We start from the raw sequence: 19,574 nt of genomic DNA, 5'->3' as shown, positions 1-19,574 counted from the left end.
CTAATAATGTATTTCTACACTAATTATTTTTTAGGTTGTGTACGTTTAGCGTAACGGCTCATGAACTTGTCAACACGTCCAGCAGTATCCACAAGTTTTTGTTTACCTGTATAGAATGGATGTGATGCGCTAGTGATTTCAAGTTTCACTAATGGGTACGTTACACCGTCAACTTCAATTGTTTCTTTAGCGTTGATAGTAGAACGAGAGATAAATATCTCATCATTTGACATATCTTTGAAAACAACTGGACGATAGCTTTCTGGATGAATATCTTTCTTCATTTTATAGTTAGTTTAAATTTATTTCTTCTTTTTCAGCCGACAAAGATAGTTTATTTATCCAACTAAAACAAAATTTTTCTTTTTAATTTTCTAAATAAAGAATGCTTGAAATCGGTATTTTTTGATTTCATTTGTTGTTATAACTAATTGCTATAGATAATCAAAACTAAAACAGCTATGAAAAATCTATATTTATACTCTTTAATCATATCATTCGCGACCCTGATCAGTTGCAATAATAATAGAGCCCAGTTGTCGGGATCAACGATTGATCCGAATGATACTATAAATGAAAAAGCCATGTCAGAAAGTTCGAAATTATACCTTTTTGTAGGTACATATACGATGGGGGATAGTGAAGGAGTGTATGTTTATAAATTTGATACAATCTCAGGAAATGCTCAGTTTTGTAGCTCTCAGAAGGTGGATAATCCTTCATACCTGACGATTAGTAAGGATGGGAAGTTTATTTACTCTGTAGCTGAAAATAATAATAATACAGCGGCAGCTAACGCTTTCGAATTTAATAAAGAGGATGGTTCTATTTCTCCAATTAATACGCAATTGACCGGAGGTGCAGATCCTTGTTACATTACACTTGACGAGGGAGGAAAACATGTTGTTACAGCAAACTATTCAGGGGGCAGTATGACATTGTTCAATGTAAAAGAAAAAGGTGTATTGGATGTTGCTTCTCAGGTTATAAACTTCTCTGGAAAAGGAGTTAATGCAGAAAGACAAAATGCTCCTCATATTCACTGCGTACAATATTCGCCCGATGGAAATTATTTATTTGCTACAGATTTAGGTACAGATAGAATTTATAAATTCAAGGTGTCAAATGATTCAGCAAATTATTTGATGCCGGGAGAGCCAGCCTATTTTAAAGTGGCAGATGGCTCGGGACCAAGGCATTTCGGTTTTCATCCTAATGGTAAATATGTTTATTTGCTGAATGAACTATCTGGTTCAGTTATCGCTTTCAATTATAGTAAAGAGACTGGCGATTTTAGCGAGTTTCAAGCGATACAGGCAGATACCTTGAATGCCGGAGGTAGTGCAGATATACATGTGTCTCCCGATGGAAGGTTTCTGTATACATCGCATCGTCTGGAAGGAGATGGAATTGCTGTCTTTTCTATCAATCAGCTTGATGGATCACTAACAAAAGTGGGTTATCAACCGACCAACAAACATCCTCGTAATTTTGTAATTACTCCGAATGGAAAATTCTTGCTTGTCGCCAGCCGCGATGATAATACAATTCAAGTATTCCTAATTGATTCTAAAACAGGATTGCTGGAAGATACCCGTCAGGATATAATAGTAGATATGCCTGTTTGTCTGAAGTTTGTTTTATAAAAAAGAATAATCTTGTAAACTGAGTTTTTTGTTCGGGGGTAAATTGTTAACTTTAGCCTCCGAAAAAATAAATTAATAATTATGGTTACAATACTATTCACACATCCTTGGCATGGGAGCTTCAATCATGCTATCTTAGACACAGTTACTGCGAAACTAGAAAAAGAGGGTAGACCTTATCAGGTAATAGATTTGCCGAAAGATAATTTCAATCCATTGATGAAGGAAGCTGACCTTAAACTATACAGTGCAGGTAAATTTGACGATCCTCTTGTAGGCAAATATCAAAATATGCTGAAAGAGTCAGAAGAAGTTATCTTTATCTTTCCTATATGGTGGGGTATGATGCCTGCCGACCTGAAAGGATTTTTGGATAAAGTATTGCTTGTCGGATTCTCTCATTCATATGAGAATGGTTGGACTCCATTAATGACCAATATAAAGAAAACAACAATATTAACAACAAGTGAAAGCCCTACAGAAAACTGGAAGGTATTTATAGAAGATGTCTTCTTGAAAAACTTATACTCTCTAGGTTTTCAAAATGGAACATGGCTAAACTGTCAGGGAACTACACATGGAGGTAATGACAATCGTGTCAATTTCTTGAAACAAGTAGAAGAAATTATATAAAATATATTTTGCTCATCTGTAGTTGTTTATAATATGCTATAGGTGAGCAAATCTTATTATCCTTTTCCCTTAAAAAGGATACTTATATTACACAAACTTATGCATAAACTATTCAAGTTAATTTTCATAACTTGTATCTTGTTTTGTTCTTGCTCAAATGACGATAATCCTTCGGAAAGGGGAAGTATACTACCCAAGAGAATAAAAGTAGGAGTTTATTATTTTGGAGGATGGGCAGGAGTTAATGCCTTGTCTGAAGTACCCGAAGAACAAGAGTGGGCAAAAGATGCACCAACACACCTTACAAAGAGCTTATTCTACGAATATAGTGATCGCCAGCCTATATGGGGTTGGAGAGATGATTCTCTTGAAATAATGGAAGAGCAAATAGATCTAGCTGCTGATAATGGAATTGATTTTTTTATGTTTTGTTGGTACTGGAGCAATGATAAAGGAAGCATTAATAACGAACGAATTGATAATTTCTCTGCTCACAAGTGTATAGATCTCTATTTGAAGGCAAAGAACAAGCATCGCCTCAAATTTGGGATATTAATAGCAAACCATGAAGGCGCAGAAATAGTGGGTGAAGAGAATTGGGTGGAGGCTGTAAGGTGTCTTAGTCAATATTTCAAAGATGAGCAATATATAACTATTGACGGAAAGCCCTGTTTGTCTATATTCAATCCGAATGGTTTGAATCAAAAAGAACGGGATACGATGCAAAAAACAGCACTCGCTTTAAATATCGATAGCTTGAGCATTGTTGCGTGCGGAAGTGCTCCAAATGCTAAAGAATATCAGTATAGGACACACTATAATGCTATTCCTGTTGGGGATAATAAAGGTAATCCGGAACGAGATTACGATGATCTGCTTGAGGTAACCGAAAGGGAGTGGGTGGTAACAAGCCAGCCTTATATTCCATCCGTATCAGTGGGGTGGGATCCCAGACCATGGAAGGAGTGGCGAAATGGGGAGAAAGCAGATACCAATGGTTGGTATTTTGTGAATAATACTCCGGAGAAATTTAAAAGTAGTTTACTCAGAGCAGCAGAATGGATCGAAGCTTATCCAGAGGCAACAGTAAAAGAAAAAATGGTAATGATTTATGCATGGAATGAATTTGGCGAAGGAGGCTATTTAGTTCCTAGCAAGGGGGATGAGGATGGAGAACATCTCAGAATGATAAAAGAGGTCGTACATTCCGCTAAGTCAGATGCTCAATAGGAATAGATGTATTACAATAATATATAGTAAATAGGCATTCGTTAAATCGAATGCCTATTTTATTATATTTAATTTTTAATCTACCTTTGCACCTTCTAAAAAATAAAAGAATTTTTAATGCTAATAGTTGACAGTTTAAAAGTTGAATTAGGCGACAGAATATTATTTGATAATATAAGCTACATAATTAACGAAAAAGATAAAATTGCTTTGGTGGGTAAAAATGGTGCGGGGAAAAGTACCATGTTGAAAATGTTGGCCGGAGTGAATACACATTATAAGGGAACAATCACCAGCCCCGATGGTTCTACTGTAGGTTATCTGCCTCAGGTGATGAAAATCTCGGACGAACGTACTGTCAGAGAAGAAGCATCTTTGGCTTTCGAGCATATCTTCGAGCTACAGGCTAAGATAGAAGATATGAATAAGCAGTTGGAAACTCGTACCGACTACGAATCAGATGATTATGCAAAACTGATCGATGATTTTAGCCATGCACACGAACGTCTGGCGATGGTAGAGGGAATCAATTTTGAAGGAGAGGTTGAGAAAGCTTTGCTTGGCTTAGGTTTCAAACGTACCGACCTGGATCGTCCAACAAGCGAATTTAGTGGAGGTTGGCGAATGAGAATAGAATTGGCTAAACTTTTGCTGCGTAATCCCGATGTGTTATTGTTAGATGAGCCTACCAATCACCTTGATATTGAGTCTATCGGTTGGCTAGAAGAATTTATCACTACTCAGGCTAAAGCGGTCGTTTTAATTTCGCACGACAGAGCTTTTATCGATGCAGTTACTACCCGTACCATAGAGTTGACTATGGGACGTATATATGATTACAAGGTAAACTATACTAAATATTTGGAACTTCGTCAGGAACGTCGCCAACAGCAAATTCATGCTTGGGAGGCGCAGCAAAAGCAAATAGCAGAAATGGAGGAGTTTATCGAACGCTTCAGGGCTCAGGCGGCAAAAGCAGTGTTGGTTCAGAGCCGTGTTCGTCAACTAGAAAAGATGGAACGAGTGGAGATAGATGAGGAAGATAAATCTCAAATTCGTATTCGTTTCCAACCAGCTACGCGTTCGGGAACATATCCTCTTACAGTAGACATGCTTACCAAAAAATACGATGACAATCTGATTTTTAGTAATGTAAACCTGATGGTAGAAAGAGGAGAGAAGATAGCATTGGCCGGAAAGAATGGAGAAGGTAAATCTACATTTGTAAAATGTGTGATGGGCGAGACTCCTTACGAGGGAGATATTATGCTTGGGCACAATGTCGAAATTGGCTATTTTGCTCAAAACCAAGCAGACCTTTTGGATGAAGACCTAACTGTTTTTGAAACGATTGATAGAGTAGCAGAGGGAGATATCCGTACTCAGATACGCAATATATTAGGCGCATTTATGTTTAATAAAGACGATTCTGATAAAAAGGTGAAAGTATTATCAGGAGGAGAAAGAACTCGTCTGGCTATGATAAAGTTATTACTGGAGCCTGTTAACCTGCTTATTCTCGATGAGCCTACCAACCACCTTGACCTGAAGACTAAAGAAGTGCTCAAGAATGCTCTTTTGGATTACGATGGTACAGTTATTCTTGTCTCGCATGATAGAGATTTTCTTGATGGACTTGTAACCAAAGTGTATGAGTTTTCCGATAAAAAAGTTCGTGAACATATAGGCGGTATAAAAGATTTCTTGGCAAAGAAAAAGGCTTTGAGTTCTTAAAAGAAATAAAATAAATAAAGCACTGAATTTTCAGTGCTTTATTTATTTTTATTTATATGGAAATATTTAATACAAATATATTTCTCTCATCTTAGCTATATCCACATTCAGAACTTTGGTCAGATAGTTTTCTACAGTACCATGATCTTTCTTTATTCTGTCTAATCCAGCTTGTAAGAATTCGGATTTAACCTCGAATAATGAAGATAAATTCGGGTTTTCTGCTTTTATTTTACTGTATTTGTTTGCTAAATATACATTCGATAATAAATAATCTTTCATTATAGTTTGCTCGTCTACTCCCAGAGCCGATAAGATCAATGCTGCTCCCATACCTGTTCTGTCTTTTCCCGCCGAACAATGAAACATTAGAGGTGTATCGGAATCACTTTGCAATAATTCAAAAAACTTTTTATAACGATCTATACAGTCTGGGTCTGTAACGAGTAAGATGTTCATTTCTTTCATTAGCGAATCAATCTTTTCGGAAGTTATATCCTCTTTGCTTAGAGAAAAAGCATTCATTAAGTTTCCAGGAGATATAGATAGTTTATAGTTCTCTTTTACCGATGATGGGTTTTTATCAGGTAATTGAGTGCATTCTTCCTCTGAGCGGAAATCCACGATGGATACAATTGGTATCTCTGCTAAATATTGTAAATCATCTTTTGTTAGGTTATGCAAATCATCGGAGCGGAATATTTTCCCCCATTTTACATATTTCCCTTCTTGAGTACGATAGCCTCCTAAATCCCTGAAATTATATCCACCTGTCATAGGCAGGTGCCTGTCTGCTGCAATAGCTTTTCCATGCTCAGTTACCACCTGAAAGTAAGATCTGGCTTGACTAGGTACATCGATAGGGAATGTTCCACTATTTGTGCCTTGAGCAATAGGACTCTCTAAGTTGATTTGATCTATAGATGGACCTCCATAGATACTCCACTCGCCTTGAGTATAAATCTGCATAGAGGCAGACTTCGTTGTTTTGTCACGTATAATATTTACGTCTTTTGATATATCCATACCTGAATATTCTGCTTTTTGTACTGATTCTTTCTTACAAGATGTTATTAAAAAGAAGCCTAATATAATTATAAAAAATGATTTATTCATGTGTAGTATATTGAGGATCTATTGTTAGATGAAAACAAAGTTATATAAAATAATAACAATTTTAATGCTCAAAACCTTGTCTTGAATAAAATTGATCTTTATTATAGTAAAGTAAGAATTATTCGTTAAAATTATACCTTCTGTATAGAAATTTTAGGGTCAAATATTTTATCTTTGCGCCTTAAAAACACTAAAAAACTAGAACAATGGGTGGATTTTTTGGAACGATCTCTAATACAGCATGTGCAACAGACCTTTTTTATGGTATAGATTACAATTCTCACTTAGGTACACGTCGAGGAGGAATGGTAACTTTACATGAAGGAGTCTTTAATCGCGCGATCCATAATCTGGAAAATTCATATTTCAGATTGCGTTTTGAAGCTGATTTAGATAAGTTTCAGGGGAATTCGGGAATAGGAGTTATCAGCGATACAGATCCCCAACCCATCTTTTTAAGTTCACATTTGGGAAAATATGCTGTTGCAACAGTCGCGAAAGTGAACAATATAAGTGAACTGGAAAAGGAAATATTAGATAATGGTGGTCACTTTACAGAGTTTAATTCGGGACAGATTAATCAAACTGAACTTATTGCTTTATTGCTCTCTGAGAAAAAATCTTTTATAGAGGGAATAGAGTATGTCTTTAGCAAGATCAAAGGCTCGTGTTCTATGCTTATTCTTACCGAAGATGGAATTATCGCAGCCAGAGACAGATGGGGAAGAACACCGGTTTTGGTAGGCAAGAAAGATGGGGCATATGCTGTATCTAGTGAACCTTGCAGTTTTCCAAACTTGGAATATGAACTAGTATATAATATTGGTCCGGGCGAAATTGTAAAATTGACTTCGGATAGTATGACCCAGTTGCACAAGCCTAATGACAAAATGCAAATATGTTCATTCTTATGGGCCTATTATGGTTATCCAACATCAGATTACGAAGGTATAAATGTAGACACAGTGCGTCATGCTTGTGGTATGGCGATGGCAAAAAAAGATACTGTTGAAGCGGATTATGTGGCTGCAATTCCAGAGTCGGGTATTGGGATGGGATTGGGTTACTCAGAAGGTAAAGGCATCCCTTACCGTAGAGCACTAATTAAATATACTCCAACTTGGCCAAGAAGCTTTACTCCTGCTAACCAAAAAATAAGGGAGTTGGTCGCAAAAATGAAACTGATTCCGAATCATCAATTGCTCAAAGATAAAAAGATAATATTCTGCGACGATTCTATTGTTAGAGGAACTCAACTTAAGGACAATGTGGAAATTCTTTATGGTTACGGAGCCAAAGAGGTGCATATACGTATTGGTTGTCCCCCTATTTTATATTCTTGTCCTTTTATTGGGTTTACCACATCTCGTTCTCCATTAGAGCTAATTGCTCGCCGTACAGTAAAAGAATTGGAAGGTGATGAAAATAAGGATCTGAAGAAATATGCAACCACCGATTCAGAACAATATACAAACATGGTTGAGTGTATTAGAAAGAAATTGAAAATTACTACACTCAAGTATAATTCTGTCGAAGATCTGGTTGAATCAATAGGATTACCTAAAGAGAGTATTTGTACTTATTGTTATAATGGAGAGGGCGAAGATTATTAATCTATAGCATAGAAAGTTAAAACTTTTTTCGATTAACTACCTTTTTTCTAATAGTTATTTGTTTTTTCAAAAATATATATATCTTTGCAATGCTTTTGACACACTGCGATACGACTTTAGTATCTTTATAATCCAAGATTTTACTACTCGTTCTAATATTAACTTATTAAGTTAATGTCTGTTTTGGAAAATATAATGGAGGAGAAATTGTGTGGATCATACAGTATTCAATAAATAAGGAGATTCAAAAATAAGAGGTATAGAAAATGTAAATTAGATTCTCTGTCTACGTATATGGTTAATTTATAAATGATTTACTTGGGTAATAACAGGACCTTAAATAGACTATGTCGCTTTCTGTAAAATGTTACGCTAAGATACTCAAAGACCACTTTCAACCACTTTCAATTGAAGTATTATATCAAAATTAAATATTAAAATAAATATACGATGCGTATATACAATATTTTAGAACTAAACGAAAAACTTACTATAGAATTACGAACTATAGCAAAAGAGTTGGGGATAAGAAGACCCGATGCATATAAAAAAGATGAGCTTATCTATAAAATACTAGATGAGCAGGCTATACTGGAAGCTAAAAATAAAAATTCGGAAAGCTATCAGAGTGAAGATAGAATTGAACAAAAACAAAAAAGAGCTCAAAGTAAAAATAAACCAGTAAAGGAGAAGGCTAAACCAATAGCAGTAGAGGATAAAAAAAATCAGTCGGAAGAAGTAGCTGCAGAAAAAAAAATAGAGAAAAAGGAACCTCAGCGTCCTCTACAGGTGGAAAAACCTAAAGCTATAGAGCCTCAAAAAGAGAATAAACCTGCTGTTGTAACAAAAACAGAAGTAACTGAAAAAGTTGCTACTCCTGTTTCTCAACCGAAAGAAATCTTTATTAAGAAAAATCAGCCGGAAGAAAATCAACCAAAGCAAGATATATCCAAAAAAGATGTTCCTAAGCAGCAACAGCCTGTAGCAAAACCGACTCAATTAGTATTTAAATCAACCAAAGTAAGAGAGCAAAAAGAGGAAGAACCCGTTCCTAGCTTACCTTTACTTACTCCTCTAGAAGTTGATTCTGATGTGAAACCAATAGAAATGGTAGAAGTATCTCAGTCTCAACCAAAAACAAATAAACCACAGAATCAGAATAATCAGAAAAATAATCAGCCGCAAGAAAAAGCTTTTGATTTCGAAGGAATACTTACAGCTACTGGAGTACTAGAGATAATGCAAGAGGGTTACGGCTTTTTACGTTCTTCAGATTATAACTATATGTCATCTCCTGATGATGTTTATATATCTCAATCTCAAATCCGTTTGTTCGGTTTAAAAACCGGAGATATTGTAGAAGGACCTATACGTCCTCCTAAAGAATCAGAAAAATTCTTTCCTCTTGTAAAAGTGGATAGAATAAATGGTCGTACACCTGAGGAGGTGAGAGATAGAGTACCATTTGATCATTTAAAGCCTTTGTTTCCGAATGAAAAATTCAAACTGACAAAAGGAAGAAATGATAATCTTTCTAGCCGTGTGGTTGATCTTTTCTCTCCTATAGGGAAAGGACAACGTGGACTGATCGTTGCACAGCCAAAGACAGGTAAAACGACTTTATTGAAAGATGTAGCAAATGCTATAGCTGACAACCATCCGGAAGTGTATATGATCGTACTGTTGATCGATGAGCGCCCTGAGGAGGTGACAGATATGGAAAGAAGTGTTAATGCCGAGGTCATAGCTTCTACATTCGATGAACCTGCCGATCGCCATGTGAAAATAGCAGAGATCGTTTTGAACAAAGCGAAAAGAATGGTTGAGTGTGGTCATGATGTAGTTATTCTATTAGACTCTATCACTCGTTTGGCTCGTGCTTATAATACAGTGCAGCCTGCATCTGGTAAAGTGTTAACAGGAGGGGTAGATGCAAATGCCCTTCATAAACCAAAACGTTTCTTTGGTGCTGCTCGTAATATCGAGAACGGAGGCTCGCTTACCATTATAGCTACAGCACTTACCGAAACAGGTTCTAAGATGGATGACGTGATCTTCGAAGAATTTAAAGGAACAGGTAATATGGAACTTCAGCTTGATCGTAAATTATCAAATAAACGCATATTCCCGGCTGTGGATATTATCTCTTCAAGTACACGTCGTGATGATCTGTTACTTGATCAGGATACACTTAGCCGCATGTGGGTGCTACGTAATTTCCTTTCAGATATGAACTCGGTAGAGGCAATGCAATTCTTAGAAAGCAGATTGCGTAAAACGATAAATAATGAGGAGTTCTTAATTTCTATGAATGACTAGATAGGTAGAATTTATCATAATATACATTCAAAAGCAAGAGTAAAAGTTTAACTTTACTCTTGCTTTTATTGTTATATAAATAAAAATTTATGGGACACAATCATGATCATGCTCACGGATACACTCATGCAGATAAGGCTAACAAGAAAGCTTTAACTATCAGTTTTGCTCTGATTGCAGGGTTTATGTTTGTTGAGTTTATAGGTGGATATATAACTCAGAGTCTGGCTTTGATCTCAGATGCAGGGCATATGTTAAGCGATGCTGTAGCTTTAGGTCTTAGTCTGAGTGCAATTATTTTTGGGGCAAAGGCAGCAACTTCTTCAAAAACATACGGATATAAGCGATTCGAAATATTAGCAGCTTTGCTCAATGGTATTGTACTAATTGTTTTAGCTGTATTTATCTTCAAGGAAGCGATAGAAAGACTTTCAGCTCCTTCTATGGTGATGGGGCAAGGGATGATGATTATTTCCGTTATAGGGTTGATCATCAATCTAATTGTAGCTTGGGTTTTGCATTCCCAAGGCTCAACAGAAGAGAATTTAAATGTTCGAAGTGCTTTTTTGCATGTTATAGGAGACCTATTGGGCTCTGTCGGTGCTATTATCGCTGCTGTCTTAATTTTGCTGTTCGATTGGTATATTGCTGACTCTATAGCCAGTATGATTGTCTCTCTTTTGGTACTATTTAGCGGATGGAATGTACTGAAAGAGTCGGTGAATATATTGATGGAAGCAAAACCGGCTAATATAGATTCAGCTAAAATGATTGAGATCTTAAAATCGATTGATGGGGTAGAAGACGTACACGATTTGCATATCTGGATGTTAACATCTGATTTTTCTGTAATGACTGTTCATTTGAGAGTGAAAGCAAATACAGATAGAGACTATGTCTTAGAAAAATCTAAAAGCGAGATTTTTAAGAATTTCGGTATCAGGCATGCTACAATACAGATAGAAGGTCGAGATCTTTGTACATACGACGAAACGTGTAATTAGAGCTACGAAACTAATTACACATTTTCTTTTATATCAATCAAGTGTTATGTCAGAATAACTGTAACGCCTCTTGCTCCATGTGCTCCAACCACCAGAGCCTGTTCTATATCGGCAGTCTTTGATGGACCGGAGATGAATACGCCATATCCTTTGTCACTAAATTCGAGTTTAGCGTAAGCTTCATGCATATTGTTAACAAGCTTATCTTTATCTAAAATAATAACAAGGAACTCAGAGATAAAATATAAAGCTCTGTTTATGGTGTTTTGAGGAATCCATACACAGCCATTTTCGGCAACGCCTATTTCTCCTTTTACAATTCCTAGTTCTATCCCATTCAATTGTTTAGCATCTTCTATCAAATCAGGGTTTAAAGTAGCTATTTCTATTTCTGCTAAATTAGATGCAATAGATGTAGCTTCAGGGTATTTTTCCTTGATGACATCATTGATAGATTGCCCTTGTTTTAACTCAATGGCTTCGCCTCCAACGGTACGACTAACTTCTATAAATTGACTTATCTTATCATTATATTGTATCCCTTTTAGATCAATATCTGGCATTTCATATTTTTCCTGAATATGATTTGCTGTATTTTCCAAGATGCTATTTTTATTGCTCATCGAACTTAATTTTTATCATATTTGACTTTCCCCTTTTTCCACATGTCAGTAAATGATTCTGATGCAAATTTTGGTAATTCTCTTCCCTTACCCCAGTCATTTAATCCGTTGTAAAGCAAAAAACGAGGTAGAACGTTAACTACAGGAGCAAACCTTAATGCCGTTTTGAAAAGAGATGGTGAGGAGAATACTAGTTTAAGTCCTACAGACATGCTCTTTTTTACTTTATCAGCTTTCCCTAGCGAATCTAAATCCTGTCTCCATTTATATATTTGATTAGCTAGATCAATCTTGGCAGGGCATACATTGTTGCAAGAGTAGCATAACGAACATGCAGAAACATTGTCGTAATATTCTTTAGGCGATTTTAGCATACCTAGATTTATTCCGATTGGTCCTGGTATGAAATACGTATAAGAGTATCCTCCTGTTCTGCGGTATACAGGGCAGGTATTCATACATGCACCGCATCGTATACATTTAAGGGTTTGTATATGATCGGGATTGCTGATGATATCACTACGCCCATTATCTACAATGATAAAGTGCATTTCTCCGTCTTGCTTAGGTTTTCTATAATGAGAAGTATAACTTGTTACGGGTTGACCAGTAGCAGAACGAGCTAGCAGGCGTGTAAATACACTTAAAGATTTCAGGTCGGGGATTACTTTCTCTATTCCCATCGATACGATATGTACCTTTGCTAGTGAAGTCCCCATATCGGCATTTCCTTCATTCGTGCAAACAACAACATCGCCCGTTTCTGCAACACCAAAGTTACATCCTGTCATAGCTACATCTGCTGTAAGAAATTCATTCCTCAAATGCATGCGAGCCGCACGAGTTAAATAGGTGGGATCGCTATTGTCTTTTTCTGTATGTAATTTTTCTTCAAAGAGAGTGCCTACCTCCTGTCTTTTTAGATGTATAGCAGGCATAACAATGTGGCTCGGAGGTTCGTTTAGTAACTGTAAAATACGTTCACCTAAGTCACTTTCTACCACATCTATACCTTTGTCTATTAAGAAAGGATTGAGATGACATTCTTCGGTAAGCATCGATTTACTCTTTACAAGCTTTTTCGCTTTATGCTTCTGTAGTATGTCATATACTATTTGGTTATGTTCATTCGCATCCTTTGCCCAATGTACAATAACACCATTTTCTTCAGCTTTTTGGCTAAACATATCTAGGTATTTGTCCAAATGCGAAATTGTATGCATTTTAATCTTACTAGATAACTCTCTCAGTTCTTCCCATTCGGGTAGAGCCATTGCCTGACGGTCACGTTTTTCCCGAACCATCCATAAAGTTTCATTATGCCATTGCTCTTGGTCTTTATTTTGAATGAAACGCTTTGCTGCTTCTGCATGTTTTGTACTCATAGTCCGGCTGCTAAAATTTGAACAACATGAATAAATTTAATCGGAAGTTTTTCCCTTTCTACAATGCCTTGCATATGCATAAGGCACGAGCTGTCGGCTCCCGTTATGTATTCGGCTCCTGTATTCATATGGTTTTTCACTTTATCTTGTCCCATACAGACAGAAGTTTCCGGTTCTTCTATTGAAAACATTCCCCCAAAACCACAGCATTCATCAACCTTTTCAGGTTCTAAAACTTCTATTCCTTTGACTAAATGAAGTAGATCTTTTATTTTAGAAAATCGGGGTATATTCAACTCACTAGCGGAGCTTAGATGCAATTCTCTTACTCCATGACAGCTATTGTGTATACTCACTTTGTGAGGAAATGTGCCTGGAATAGTATTAACTTTCAGAATGTCGTGAAGAAACTCGCAGATGTCATATATTTTCTCACTAGTCTGACATACATGTCCATGCTTTTTTAGTAGTGGAGGATAATTCTCTTTAACAAAAACAGCACAGCTTGGCGATGGAGATACAACATATTCGTACTCGTTGAAAAGCTTATCAAATTGATTTGCCAAAGGAACAGCCTTATCTTCAAATCCGGCATTAGCCATTGGCTGACCACAGCAAGTTTGATTCAGAGGGTAGTCTACGTCTATTCCATAACTAGATAACAGTTTATATGCCGCTACTCCTACCTCAGGATAAATAGCATTAATATAACATGGAATGAAAAGTCCGATTTTCATATTTTAGATTTCTTTTTAGTCTGAATGGATGTATAAAGATACTTTATTTTAAGCAAATAAACATGAAAAAAAGGCTTAAGGATTTCTCTCTTAAGCCCTTTCACGATTGAAAAACTTAACCTTTGGTTTCTAAATACACCACATGGGTTTGTAAGTATTCCTCAAGACCATGTTTTCCGTCAGCTCCGCCAATACCCGATTTGCGCCATCCGGCGTGGAATCCTTGCATTGCTTCGAAGTTCTCACGGTTAACATAAGTCTCTCCAAATTTCAGTGCTCTCACTAATTTGAAAGTCATATCTAAATTTTGAGTGTATATCGATGATGTTAGTCCATATTCACAGTCATTTGCCCACTCTATAGCTTGGTCTACATCCGAGAATTCAACTATAGGTAATATCGGGCCGAATGTTTCTTCTTGGATAATATCCATCTTTTGGGTAACCTCAGAAAGAACAGTTGGTTCAAAGAAATATCCTTTATCTCCAACACGTTTACCTCCACATTCTAGTTTAGCACCTTGTTGAATTGCATTGGCTACTTTCTCTTCCATAGATTTTAATGAGTTGGCTTCAATTAGAGGCCCCATGTCTAAATCTTTTGTTTTGGCTGTATCCCCGAAAGTTACAGCTTTCATTGCTTCAACTACTTTCTTAATGAAAGCATCTTTAATATTCTTATGGACATATACTCTCTCTGCACAGTTGCAAACTTGTCCTGTATTAATAACTCTTGATGCTACAATACTCTTTACTGCCAGATCAAGATCCGCATCTTCCATAACGATTGCAGGAGCTTTTCCTCCCAACTCTAAAGATACTTTTATGACATTTTTAGCAGCCGCCTCCATTGTTTGAATACCAGCTCCGACACTACCTGTTAAACTTACCATTCCTACTTTAGGGTTAGAGGATAGTTCATGTCCTATTACAGATCCTCTACCATTAATCAGATTGAAAACTCCTTTAGGTAGACCTACTTCTTCTACAATTTGAGCAAATACATATGCATTTTCAGGAGTTAATTGACTTGGTTTTACAACAATTGTATTCCCTGTAACAAGAGCAGGTGCAGCTTTACGAGCAACTAAGAAAAAAGGGAAATTCCAAGGTAAGATTCCTGTAGTGACACCTATTGGTTTTTTGAATAAGAATATATTTTCGTGAGGACGATCGCTTTGTATAATTTCACCCTCGTATCGGCGAGCCCATCCAGCCATGTATTCTAGATAGTCGGCAGTGAAATTTACTTCTGTATTTGCCAATCCGTATGTCTTACCCCCTTCTTTTATAATGATGTCGGTCAATTCTTGTTCTCTTTTTCTGATACCGGCGGCAATTTTTATTAGATAGCTAGCGCGCTCTACTGCAGGAAGCTTACTCCATTGATCTTGTGCTTTTTCTGCTGCATCAATAGCAGCCTTAGTATCTTCTATAGTTCCCTCTGGTTGACGTGAAACAACTTCTTCTGTTGCAGGATTTAAGACATTGATCCATTTTCCTGACTTATTCTCGACGAACTTCCCGTCAATAAACATTTTTAGTTCTTTCATGATGCTTTTAGATTTTATTTAAAGGTGTTTGTTATGTTTTTTTTATTTTAATTCTAATGTGTTAAATTAACAACGAAGGATCGGTTTTTTATACTTCTCTTACAGTATTAGTGTTTTTCTTCAATTTTTAGATTGAATCAAAGTTATTACATCATAGCTTATTTCTGTTTAGAATAATGATTTACCTACTTTTTAAAATGATTTTTTAATATAACTTAATCTTTTGATACTGCTTTTTAATTTTTAAAAACACAGATCATATATGTTGTAGGATAAGAAATGGAATTTTGAGGTATTTGTTTTAAATAATAATGAACGAAGCCTCGCAGAAACCGTAATTGGCTGATAGTTATCACTACCTATTTTCCCAAACAAGCAGAGATATGTGGAGACAATATATATTGAGCTATTAACGGTTGATGTAATAAGTACATATATCCGCAGGCTTCGTTATTATTTTTCTGTTATTTTTATTCTTCGATATATTAGTGCTTCAAATGCTTTTAATTCTCAAAAGAGAAAATAAGGTTTTATTTATTGGTTTTTTATTGTGTAGCCACTTTTGTTTTGGAGTAGCTTAATGTTAAATAATTCTCGAGCAAATTAAGTGATTATTTTTTTATTGACAAAGAAAAGAATGAACAATTTAAAGCCGTATTGAAGTTGTTTTTACGTTCACATTTAAAGTAGTACTAATCATCTGTTAGTCTAGTTTGAATTGAGCTTTGTAAAAATGAGTCTTTCTTGAGTTTATTTTAATTAATTAACTATTAAAATTTGCTATTATATTTTGTGAAATATAATTTTGTGAAATATAATTGATCGAAAATGTTTGATGAACTAAAACTAAATAATCAGCTTTGTTTTCCTACTTACGCTTTGTCAAGGCAAATAACGAATATGTACAGACCCCATCTGGAAAAATTAGGGCTGACATATCCTCAATATCTGGTGTTGATGGTATTGTGGGAATACAAACAAGTAACAATAAAATGTTTAGGTGAATTATTGTGGCTCGATACAGGGACATTAACTCCGTTGCTGAAAAGAATGGAGGCTAGTAAATTGCTGATTAGGAAAAGATCGGAAGATGATGAAAGAGTTGTGAATGTGTCTATAACTACTAAGGGTCAGGCTTTGGAGAAAGATGCAAAAGCGATTCCATCGGAAATTAAAAAAGAATTAAAGATGACTGATAGTGAGGTTGAAGAGTTGAGAGAACACCTAAAATATATACTATCTACAATTAGTAAAAACAAATAATAGAAAAATCTGTTTATAAAGTATATGGGTTTATTGAAAGATTTTGAATGGCGATATGCAACTAAGAAGTTTGATTCTACAAAGAAGATAGAACAGCCATTGGTAGATCAAATAATTGAAGCAGCATGGTTAGCTCCAACTTCGTCAGGGTTACAACCTTTTCGAATAATTGAGATAACTGATGAAAATTTGAAAAAGAAAATAGTTACGATTGCATACAATCAACAACAAGTAGCAGACTGTTCCCACTTATTGCTCTTTGCTGGATGGGATAATTATTCGGAAGATAGGATTGATAATATATATAAATGTATTGCTTTGGAAAGAGGACAGAATCCTGATTTCTACAATAGCTATACCACAAGATTAAAGAAAACATATACATCACAATCCGAGGAAGAGAATTTTAAGCATATAGCACATCAAATTTATCTTGCTTTTGGATTTGCTATAGCAATGGCAGCAGAACTAAAAATAGACTCTACTCCTATGGAGGGGTTTGATACGGAAGAGTTAGATAAATTATTGGATCTGAATAAAGAAGGACTAAGAAGCGTCTTGTTGCTTCCATTAGGATATAGAGATGAGGATAATGATTGGTTAGTTAATCAAAAGAAAGTACGTCATCCTAAAAAAGAATTCTTATTAAAAATATAATAACTTATTAAATCAAAAACATTATGGCAAAAATTACATTCAAAGGATCAGCTGTAAATACAAATGGTGAATTACCTGCAAAAGGTTCTGTTGCACCAGACTTTACATTGGTTAAATCTGATTTATCAGAAGTTTCATTGAAAGACCTAAAAGGAAAAAAACTAATTCTAAATATTTTCCCAAGCTTAGATACTGGCGTATGTGCTGCATCAGTTCGCCGATTCAACAAAGAAGCAGCAGGTTTATCTAATACAGTAATATTAGCAGTATCTGCTGACCTTCCTTTTGCTGCAGGACGTTTCTGTACAACAGAGGGTATTGATAACGTACATCCTGCATCGGTTTACAGAAACCCTGAATTTGCAGACAAATATGGTGTATTAATGGTAGATGGTCCGCTTAAAGGACTTCTAGCTCGTTCTATCGTTGTTGTTGACGAAGAAGGAAAAGTTGTGTACACTGAATTAGTTCCTGAAATAACTACAGATCCTAATTTCGAAGCAGCTCTTGCTGCTGTGAAGTAAATAATATTACATCTATAGGAGAGAGGTTTTGGGTATTAATCCAGAACCTTTTTTCTTTCATATGAGTTATCTTTGCACTAAGAGTTAAACTTTCTGTAATCAAACTTATTTAAGCATAATAATGCTAGCTTTAATTATTCGTAATAAAATCTGAAAATTAAAAGAATGCAAAGACGTGGGAATATAACAGTGTTGATCTTAGGAGTTCTTATCGGATTTCTATTGACTTTGATGTTTAGAGGTGGTAATAAGAAAGAAGCAGAAGCTGAGATTTCTCATACAATGATTATTGAAAAAATAGAGAGTCTAGGCAATCTGGAAGTTTTGAAATATAGTATTCAAGATATTGTTGAATATAAAAAGATACGTCAATGGTTTCCGAATGCTAAGGCCGCTATATTAATATCAGGAGAGATTATTTCTTGTGTTGATTTATCTAAGATCAGTCCCGAAGACATATATACTTCCGGAGATTCGATCAGATTAAACCTGGCTTCGCCTGAGATATGTCATGTGAAAATAGATCACTCTAAGTCTAGAGTATATGATGTAAAGTATGGTTTATGGGAATCTATCGAGATTGTTGACGAGGCATATAAATCAGCAGAAAAACAACTAAAAGAGAGAGCTCAAGAGTTAGATATTAAGCCTAAAAGTAGAGATAACGCAGTAAATCTTCTTACCCCAATCTTGAATAGTATGGGATTTAAACATGTATTAATAAGCTTCGACAATAGGAGAGAGACGACCTTATCCGATAGATGAATTTTTAAGAGTGCAATTTGTTGTCATACTTGCTTGCTTTGATAAAAATGTTTGAAAAGAAAATAGGTGTCAAAAAGAAGAATAACGGAATAATACCTGAGGCTAACATTACATATCCTAGAATAGATAACCCTCCGATATAATCGTATTTTTCAGCTTTGATGAGGCTAGAACCTATCAGAATTTGCATGAACGCCCATAATACATATAGTCCGATTAGTAGAAACGTAAAAAGCCCATCAAGATCACGACCTAATTGAAAGCTTGTTCCAATTGAGATCAGTATAGGAACAGATATCATACTAACTATATACCATCGTAAATTGGAAAAAATATTATCTAGCGGATGGTAAAAATTGTTGAGGTATTTATAGAAATTTATTAATACCCATACGTATAAAAGCAGAATTGTAGTTGAGAAGAAAATAATAGTTGTTGATATAGCTTCAGCTGATGGAGATTTTATATTTATCCATAGAGGAAGAAAACAGAATCCTATAGAAACGACGGATAATAATACAGATATAATACTTATTGCTTTAAAATTCTGACTAACTAAAGAAAAGGCATTTTTATTTCCTTCAATAACGCCATGATAAGGACGCCATCCGCACTTGATACATATATTTGAATCTTCTATTATCGGAGAATTACAATTTGGACAGTTTGCCATAATAGTATATTTAAGGTTTATACTGAACAAATATAACATTTTAAAAGCGAAGAGCTTTCTTTCTTAAGGATAACTTTAAGACATAAAAGAAGTGTAGTCT

Annotated in this window: 18 protein-coding genes; 11 read left to right on the top strand and 7 right to left on the bottom strand. The window is 35.5% G+C overall.

Going from position 1 to position 19,574, the window contains the following annotated elements:
* Positions 1-23: 23 nt before the first annotated feature.
* On the bottom strand, positions 24-284 hold the full coding sequence (locus DHU68_RS07760) for a type B 50S ribosomal protein L31 (protein ID WP_108822408.1): 261 nt from the start codon (positions 282-284) through the stop codon (positions 24-26).
* Between the two features lie 177 nt (positions 285-461).
* On the opposite strand from DHU68_RS07760, the gene DHU68_RS07755 reads away from it, so the two are divergent.
* From DHU68_RS07755 to DHU68_RS07740, 4 genes are all read left to right on the top strand, one after another.
* On the top strand, positions 462-1,646 hold the full coding sequence (locus tag DHU68_RS07755; RefSeq protein ID WP_108822407.1) for a lactonase family protein: 1,185 nt from the start codon (positions 462-464) through the stop codon (positions 1,644-1,646).
* Positions 1,647-1,727: 81 nt separating this feature from the next.
* Positions 1,728-2,279: an NAD(P)H-dependent oxidoreductase gene (locus DHU68_RS07750; RefSeq protein ID WP_108822406.1), complete on the top strand. Its 552-nt coding sequence runs from the start codon at positions 1,728-1,730 to the stop codon at positions 2,277-2,279.
* A 99-nt stretch (positions 2,280-2,378) separates the two neighbouring features.
* On the top strand, positions 2,379-3,509 hold the full coding sequence (locus DHU68_RS07745; protein ID WP_108822405.1) for a glycoside hydrolase family 99-like domain-containing protein: 1,131 nt from the start codon (positions 2,379-2,381) through the stop codon (positions 3,507-3,509).
* A gap of 117 nt (positions 3,510-3,626) precedes the next feature.
* The gene (locus DHU68_RS07740) at positions 3,627-5,243 is read left to right on the top strand and encodes an ABC-F family ATP-binding cassette domain-containing protein (RefSeq protein WP_108822404.1); all 1,617 of its coding nucleotides are present in this window, start codon (positions 3,627-3,629) and stop codon (positions 5,241-5,243) included.
* A gap of 66 nt (positions 5,244-5,309) precedes the next feature.
* Here the strand turns inward: DHU68_RS07740 and DHU68_RS07735 are convergent, their stop codons facing one another.
* Positions 5,310-6,359 (bottom strand): tyrosine-protein phosphatase, encoded by a 1,050-nt coding sequence (locus DHU68_RS07735; RefSeq protein WP_108822403.1) that lies wholly within the window; start codon positions 6,357-6,359, stop codon positions 5,310-5,312.
* A gap of 206 nt (positions 6,360-6,565) precedes the next feature.
* Between DHU68_RS07735 and DHU68_RS07730 the strand changes: the two genes are divergently transcribed.
* The 3 genes from DHU68_RS07730 to DHU68_RS07720 all read left to right on the top strand — a co-directional run bounded on the left by DHU68_RS07730 (position 6,566) and on the right by DHU68_RS07720 (position 11,295).
* Positions 6,566-7,972, top strand: a complete 1,407-nt coding sequence (locus tag DHU68_RS07730; RefSeq protein ID WP_108822402.1) for an amidophosphoribosyltransferase — start codon at positions 6,566-6,568, stop codon at positions 7,970-7,972.
* A gap of 450 nt (positions 7,973-8,422) precedes the next feature.
* On the top strand, positions 8,423-10,291 hold the full coding sequence (rho, locus tag DHU68_RS07725; protein WP_108822401.1) for a transcription termination factor Rho: 1,869 nt from the start codon (positions 8,423-8,425) through the stop codon (positions 10,289-10,291).
* 89 nt (positions 10,292-10,380) lie between these two features.
* The gene (locus DHU68_RS07720) at positions 10,381-11,295 is read left to right on the top strand and encodes a cation diffusion facilitator family transporter (RefSeq protein WP_108822400.1); all 915 of its coding nucleotides are present in this window, start codon (positions 10,381-10,383) and stop codon (positions 11,293-11,295) included.
* A gap of 44 nt (positions 11,296-11,339) precedes the next feature.
* Here DHU68_RS07720 and DHU68_RS07715 read toward each other — a convergent pair whose 3' ends face one another.
* From DHU68_RS07715 to aldA, 4 genes are all read right to left on the bottom strand, one after another.
* On the bottom strand, positions 11,340-11,918 hold the full coding sequence (locus DHU68_RS07715) for an LUD domain-containing protein (protein ID WP_108822399.1): 579 nt from the start codon (positions 11,916-11,918) through the stop codon (positions 11,340-11,342).
* Between the two features lie 5 nt (positions 11,919-11,923).
* Positions 11,924-13,303 (bottom strand): lactate utilization protein B, encoded by a 1,380-nt coding sequence (locus tag DHU68_RS07710; RefSeq protein WP_108822398.1) that lies wholly within the window; start codon positions 13,301-13,303, stop codon positions 11,924-11,926.
* Positions 13,300-14,040, bottom strand: a complete 741-nt coding sequence (locus tag DHU68_RS07705) for a (Fe-S)-binding protein (RefSeq protein WP_108822397.1) — start codon at positions 14,038-14,040, stop codon at positions 13,300-13,302. The genes DHU68_RS07710 and DHU68_RS07705 overlap by 4 nt, the downstream gene beginning before the upstream one ends.
* A 115-nt stretch (positions 14,041-14,155) precedes the next feature.
* Positions 14,156-15,592 (bottom strand): aldehyde dehydrogenase, encoded by a 1,437-nt coding sequence (gene aldA, locus DHU68_RS07700; RefSeq protein ID WP_108822396.1) that lies wholly within the window; start codon positions 15,590-15,592, stop codon positions 14,156-14,158.
* A gap of 828 nt (positions 15,593-16,420) precedes the next feature.
* On the opposite strand from aldA, the gene DHU68_RS07695 reads away from it, so the two are divergent.
* The 4 genes from DHU68_RS07695 (at position 16,421) to DHU68_RS07680 (ending at position 18,801) form a co-directional block, all read left to right on the top strand.
* On the top strand, positions 16,421-16,855 hold the full coding sequence (locus tag DHU68_RS07695) for a MarR family winged helix-turn-helix transcriptional regulator (protein ID WP_108822395.1): 435 nt from the start codon (positions 16,421-16,423) through the stop codon (positions 16,853-16,855).
* A gap of 24 nt (positions 16,856-16,879) precedes the next feature.
* Positions 16,880-17,512 (top strand): NAD(P)H-dependent oxidoreductase, encoded by a 633-nt coding sequence (locus DHU68_RS07690; RefSeq protein ID WP_108822394.1) that lies wholly within the window; start codon positions 16,880-16,882, stop codon positions 17,510-17,512.
* A 23-nt stretch (positions 17,513-17,535) separates the two neighbouring features.
* Positions 17,536-18,036: a thiol peroxidase gene (tpx, locus tag DHU68_RS07685; RefSeq protein ID WP_108822393.1), complete on the top strand. Its 501-nt coding sequence runs from the start codon at positions 17,536-17,538 to the stop codon at positions 18,034-18,036.
* A 165-nt stretch (positions 18,037-18,201) separates the two neighbouring features.
* Complete coding sequence (locus DHU68_RS07680) at positions 18,202-18,801, top strand: DUF4230 domain-containing protein (protein ID WP_108822392.1); 600 nt, start codon at positions 18,202-18,204, stop codon at positions 18,799-18,801.
* Between the two features lie 4 nt (positions 18,802-18,805).
* Here the strand turns inward: DHU68_RS07680 and DHU68_RS07675 are convergent, their stop codons facing one another.
* The gene (locus DHU68_RS07675; RefSeq protein ID WP_108822391.1) at positions 18,806-19,474 is read right to left on the bottom strand and encodes a zinc ribbon domain-containing protein; all 669 of its coding nucleotides are present in this window, start codon (positions 19,472-19,474) and stop codon (positions 18,806-18,808) included.
* Positions 19,475-19,574 lie beyond the last annotated feature (100 nt).

The sequence above is a fragment of the Dysgonomonas sp. Marseille-P4361 genome, assembly GCF_900343125.1.
GTDB lineage: Bacteria > Bacteroidota > Bacteroidia > Bacteroidales > Dysgonomonadaceae > Dysgonomonas.
Note: the sequence above shows the minus strand (reverse complement) of the source record. Positions and strands in the feature narration are given on the sequence as shown.

Coding starts and splice junctions, on each gene's coding strand:
- DHU68_RS07760 (WP_108822408.1), bottom strand. CDS start 284: ATGAAGAAAGATATTCATCCAGAAAGCTATCGTCCAGTTGTTTTCAAA.
- DHU68_RS07755 (WP_108822407.1), top strand. CDS start 462: ATGAAAAATCTATATTTATACTCTTTAATCATATCATTCGCGACCCTG.
- DHU68_RS07750 (WP_108822406.1), top strand. CDS start 1,728: ATGGTTACAATACTATTCACACATCCTTGGCATGGGAGCTTCAATCAT.
- DHU68_RS07745 (WP_108822405.1), top strand. CDS start 2,379: ATGCATAAACTATTCAAGTTAATTTTCATAACTTGTATCTTGTTTTGT.
- DHU68_RS07740 (WP_108822404.1), top strand. CDS start 3,627: ATGCTAATAGTTGACAGTTTAAAAGTTGAATTAGGCGACAGAATATTA.
- DHU68_RS07735 (WP_108822403.1), bottom strand. CDS start 6,359: ATGAATAAATCATTTTTTATAATTATATTAGGCTTCTTTTTAATAACA.
- DHU68_RS07730 (WP_108822402.1), top strand. CDS start 6,566: ATGGGTGGATTTTTTGGAACGATCTCTAATACAGCATGTGCAACAGAC.
- rho (WP_108822401.1), top strand. CDS start 8,423: ATGCGTATATACAATATTTTAGAACTAAACGAAAAACTTACTATAGAA.
- DHU68_RS07720 (WP_108822400.1), top strand. CDS start 10,381: ATGGGACACAATCATGATCATGCTCACGGATACACTCATGCAGATAAG.
- DHU68_RS07715 (WP_108822399.1), bottom strand. CDS start 11,918: ATGAGCAATAAAAATAGCATCTTGGAAAATACAGCAAATCATATTCAG.
- DHU68_RS07710 (WP_108822398.1), bottom strand. CDS start 13,303: ATGAGTACAAAACATGCAGAAGCAGCAAAGCGTTTCATTCAAAATAAA.
- DHU68_RS07705 (WP_108822397.1), bottom strand. CDS start 14,040: ATGAAAATCGGACTTTTCATTCCATGTTATATTAATGCTATTTATCCT.
- aldA (WP_108822396.1), bottom strand. CDS start 15,592: ATGAAAGAACTAAAAATGTTTATTGACGGGAAGTTCGTCGAGAATAAG.
- DHU68_RS07695 (WP_108822395.1), top strand. CDS start 16,421: ATGTTTGATGAACTAAAACTAAATAATCAGCTTTGTTTTCCTACTTAC.
- DHU68_RS07690 (WP_108822394.1), top strand. CDS start 16,880: ATGGGTTTATTGAAAGATTTTGAATGGCGATATGCAACTAAGAAGTTT.
- tpx (WP_108822393.1), top strand. CDS start 17,536: ATGGCAAAAATTACATTCAAAGGATCAGCTGTAAATACAAATGGTGAA.
- DHU68_RS07680 (WP_108822392.1), top strand. CDS start 18,202: ATGCAAAGACGTGGGAATATAACAGTGTTGATCTTAGGAGTTCTTATC.
- DHU68_RS07675 (WP_108822391.1), bottom strand. CDS start 19,474: ATGGCAAACTGTCCAAATTGTAATTCTCCGATAATAGAAGATTCAAAT.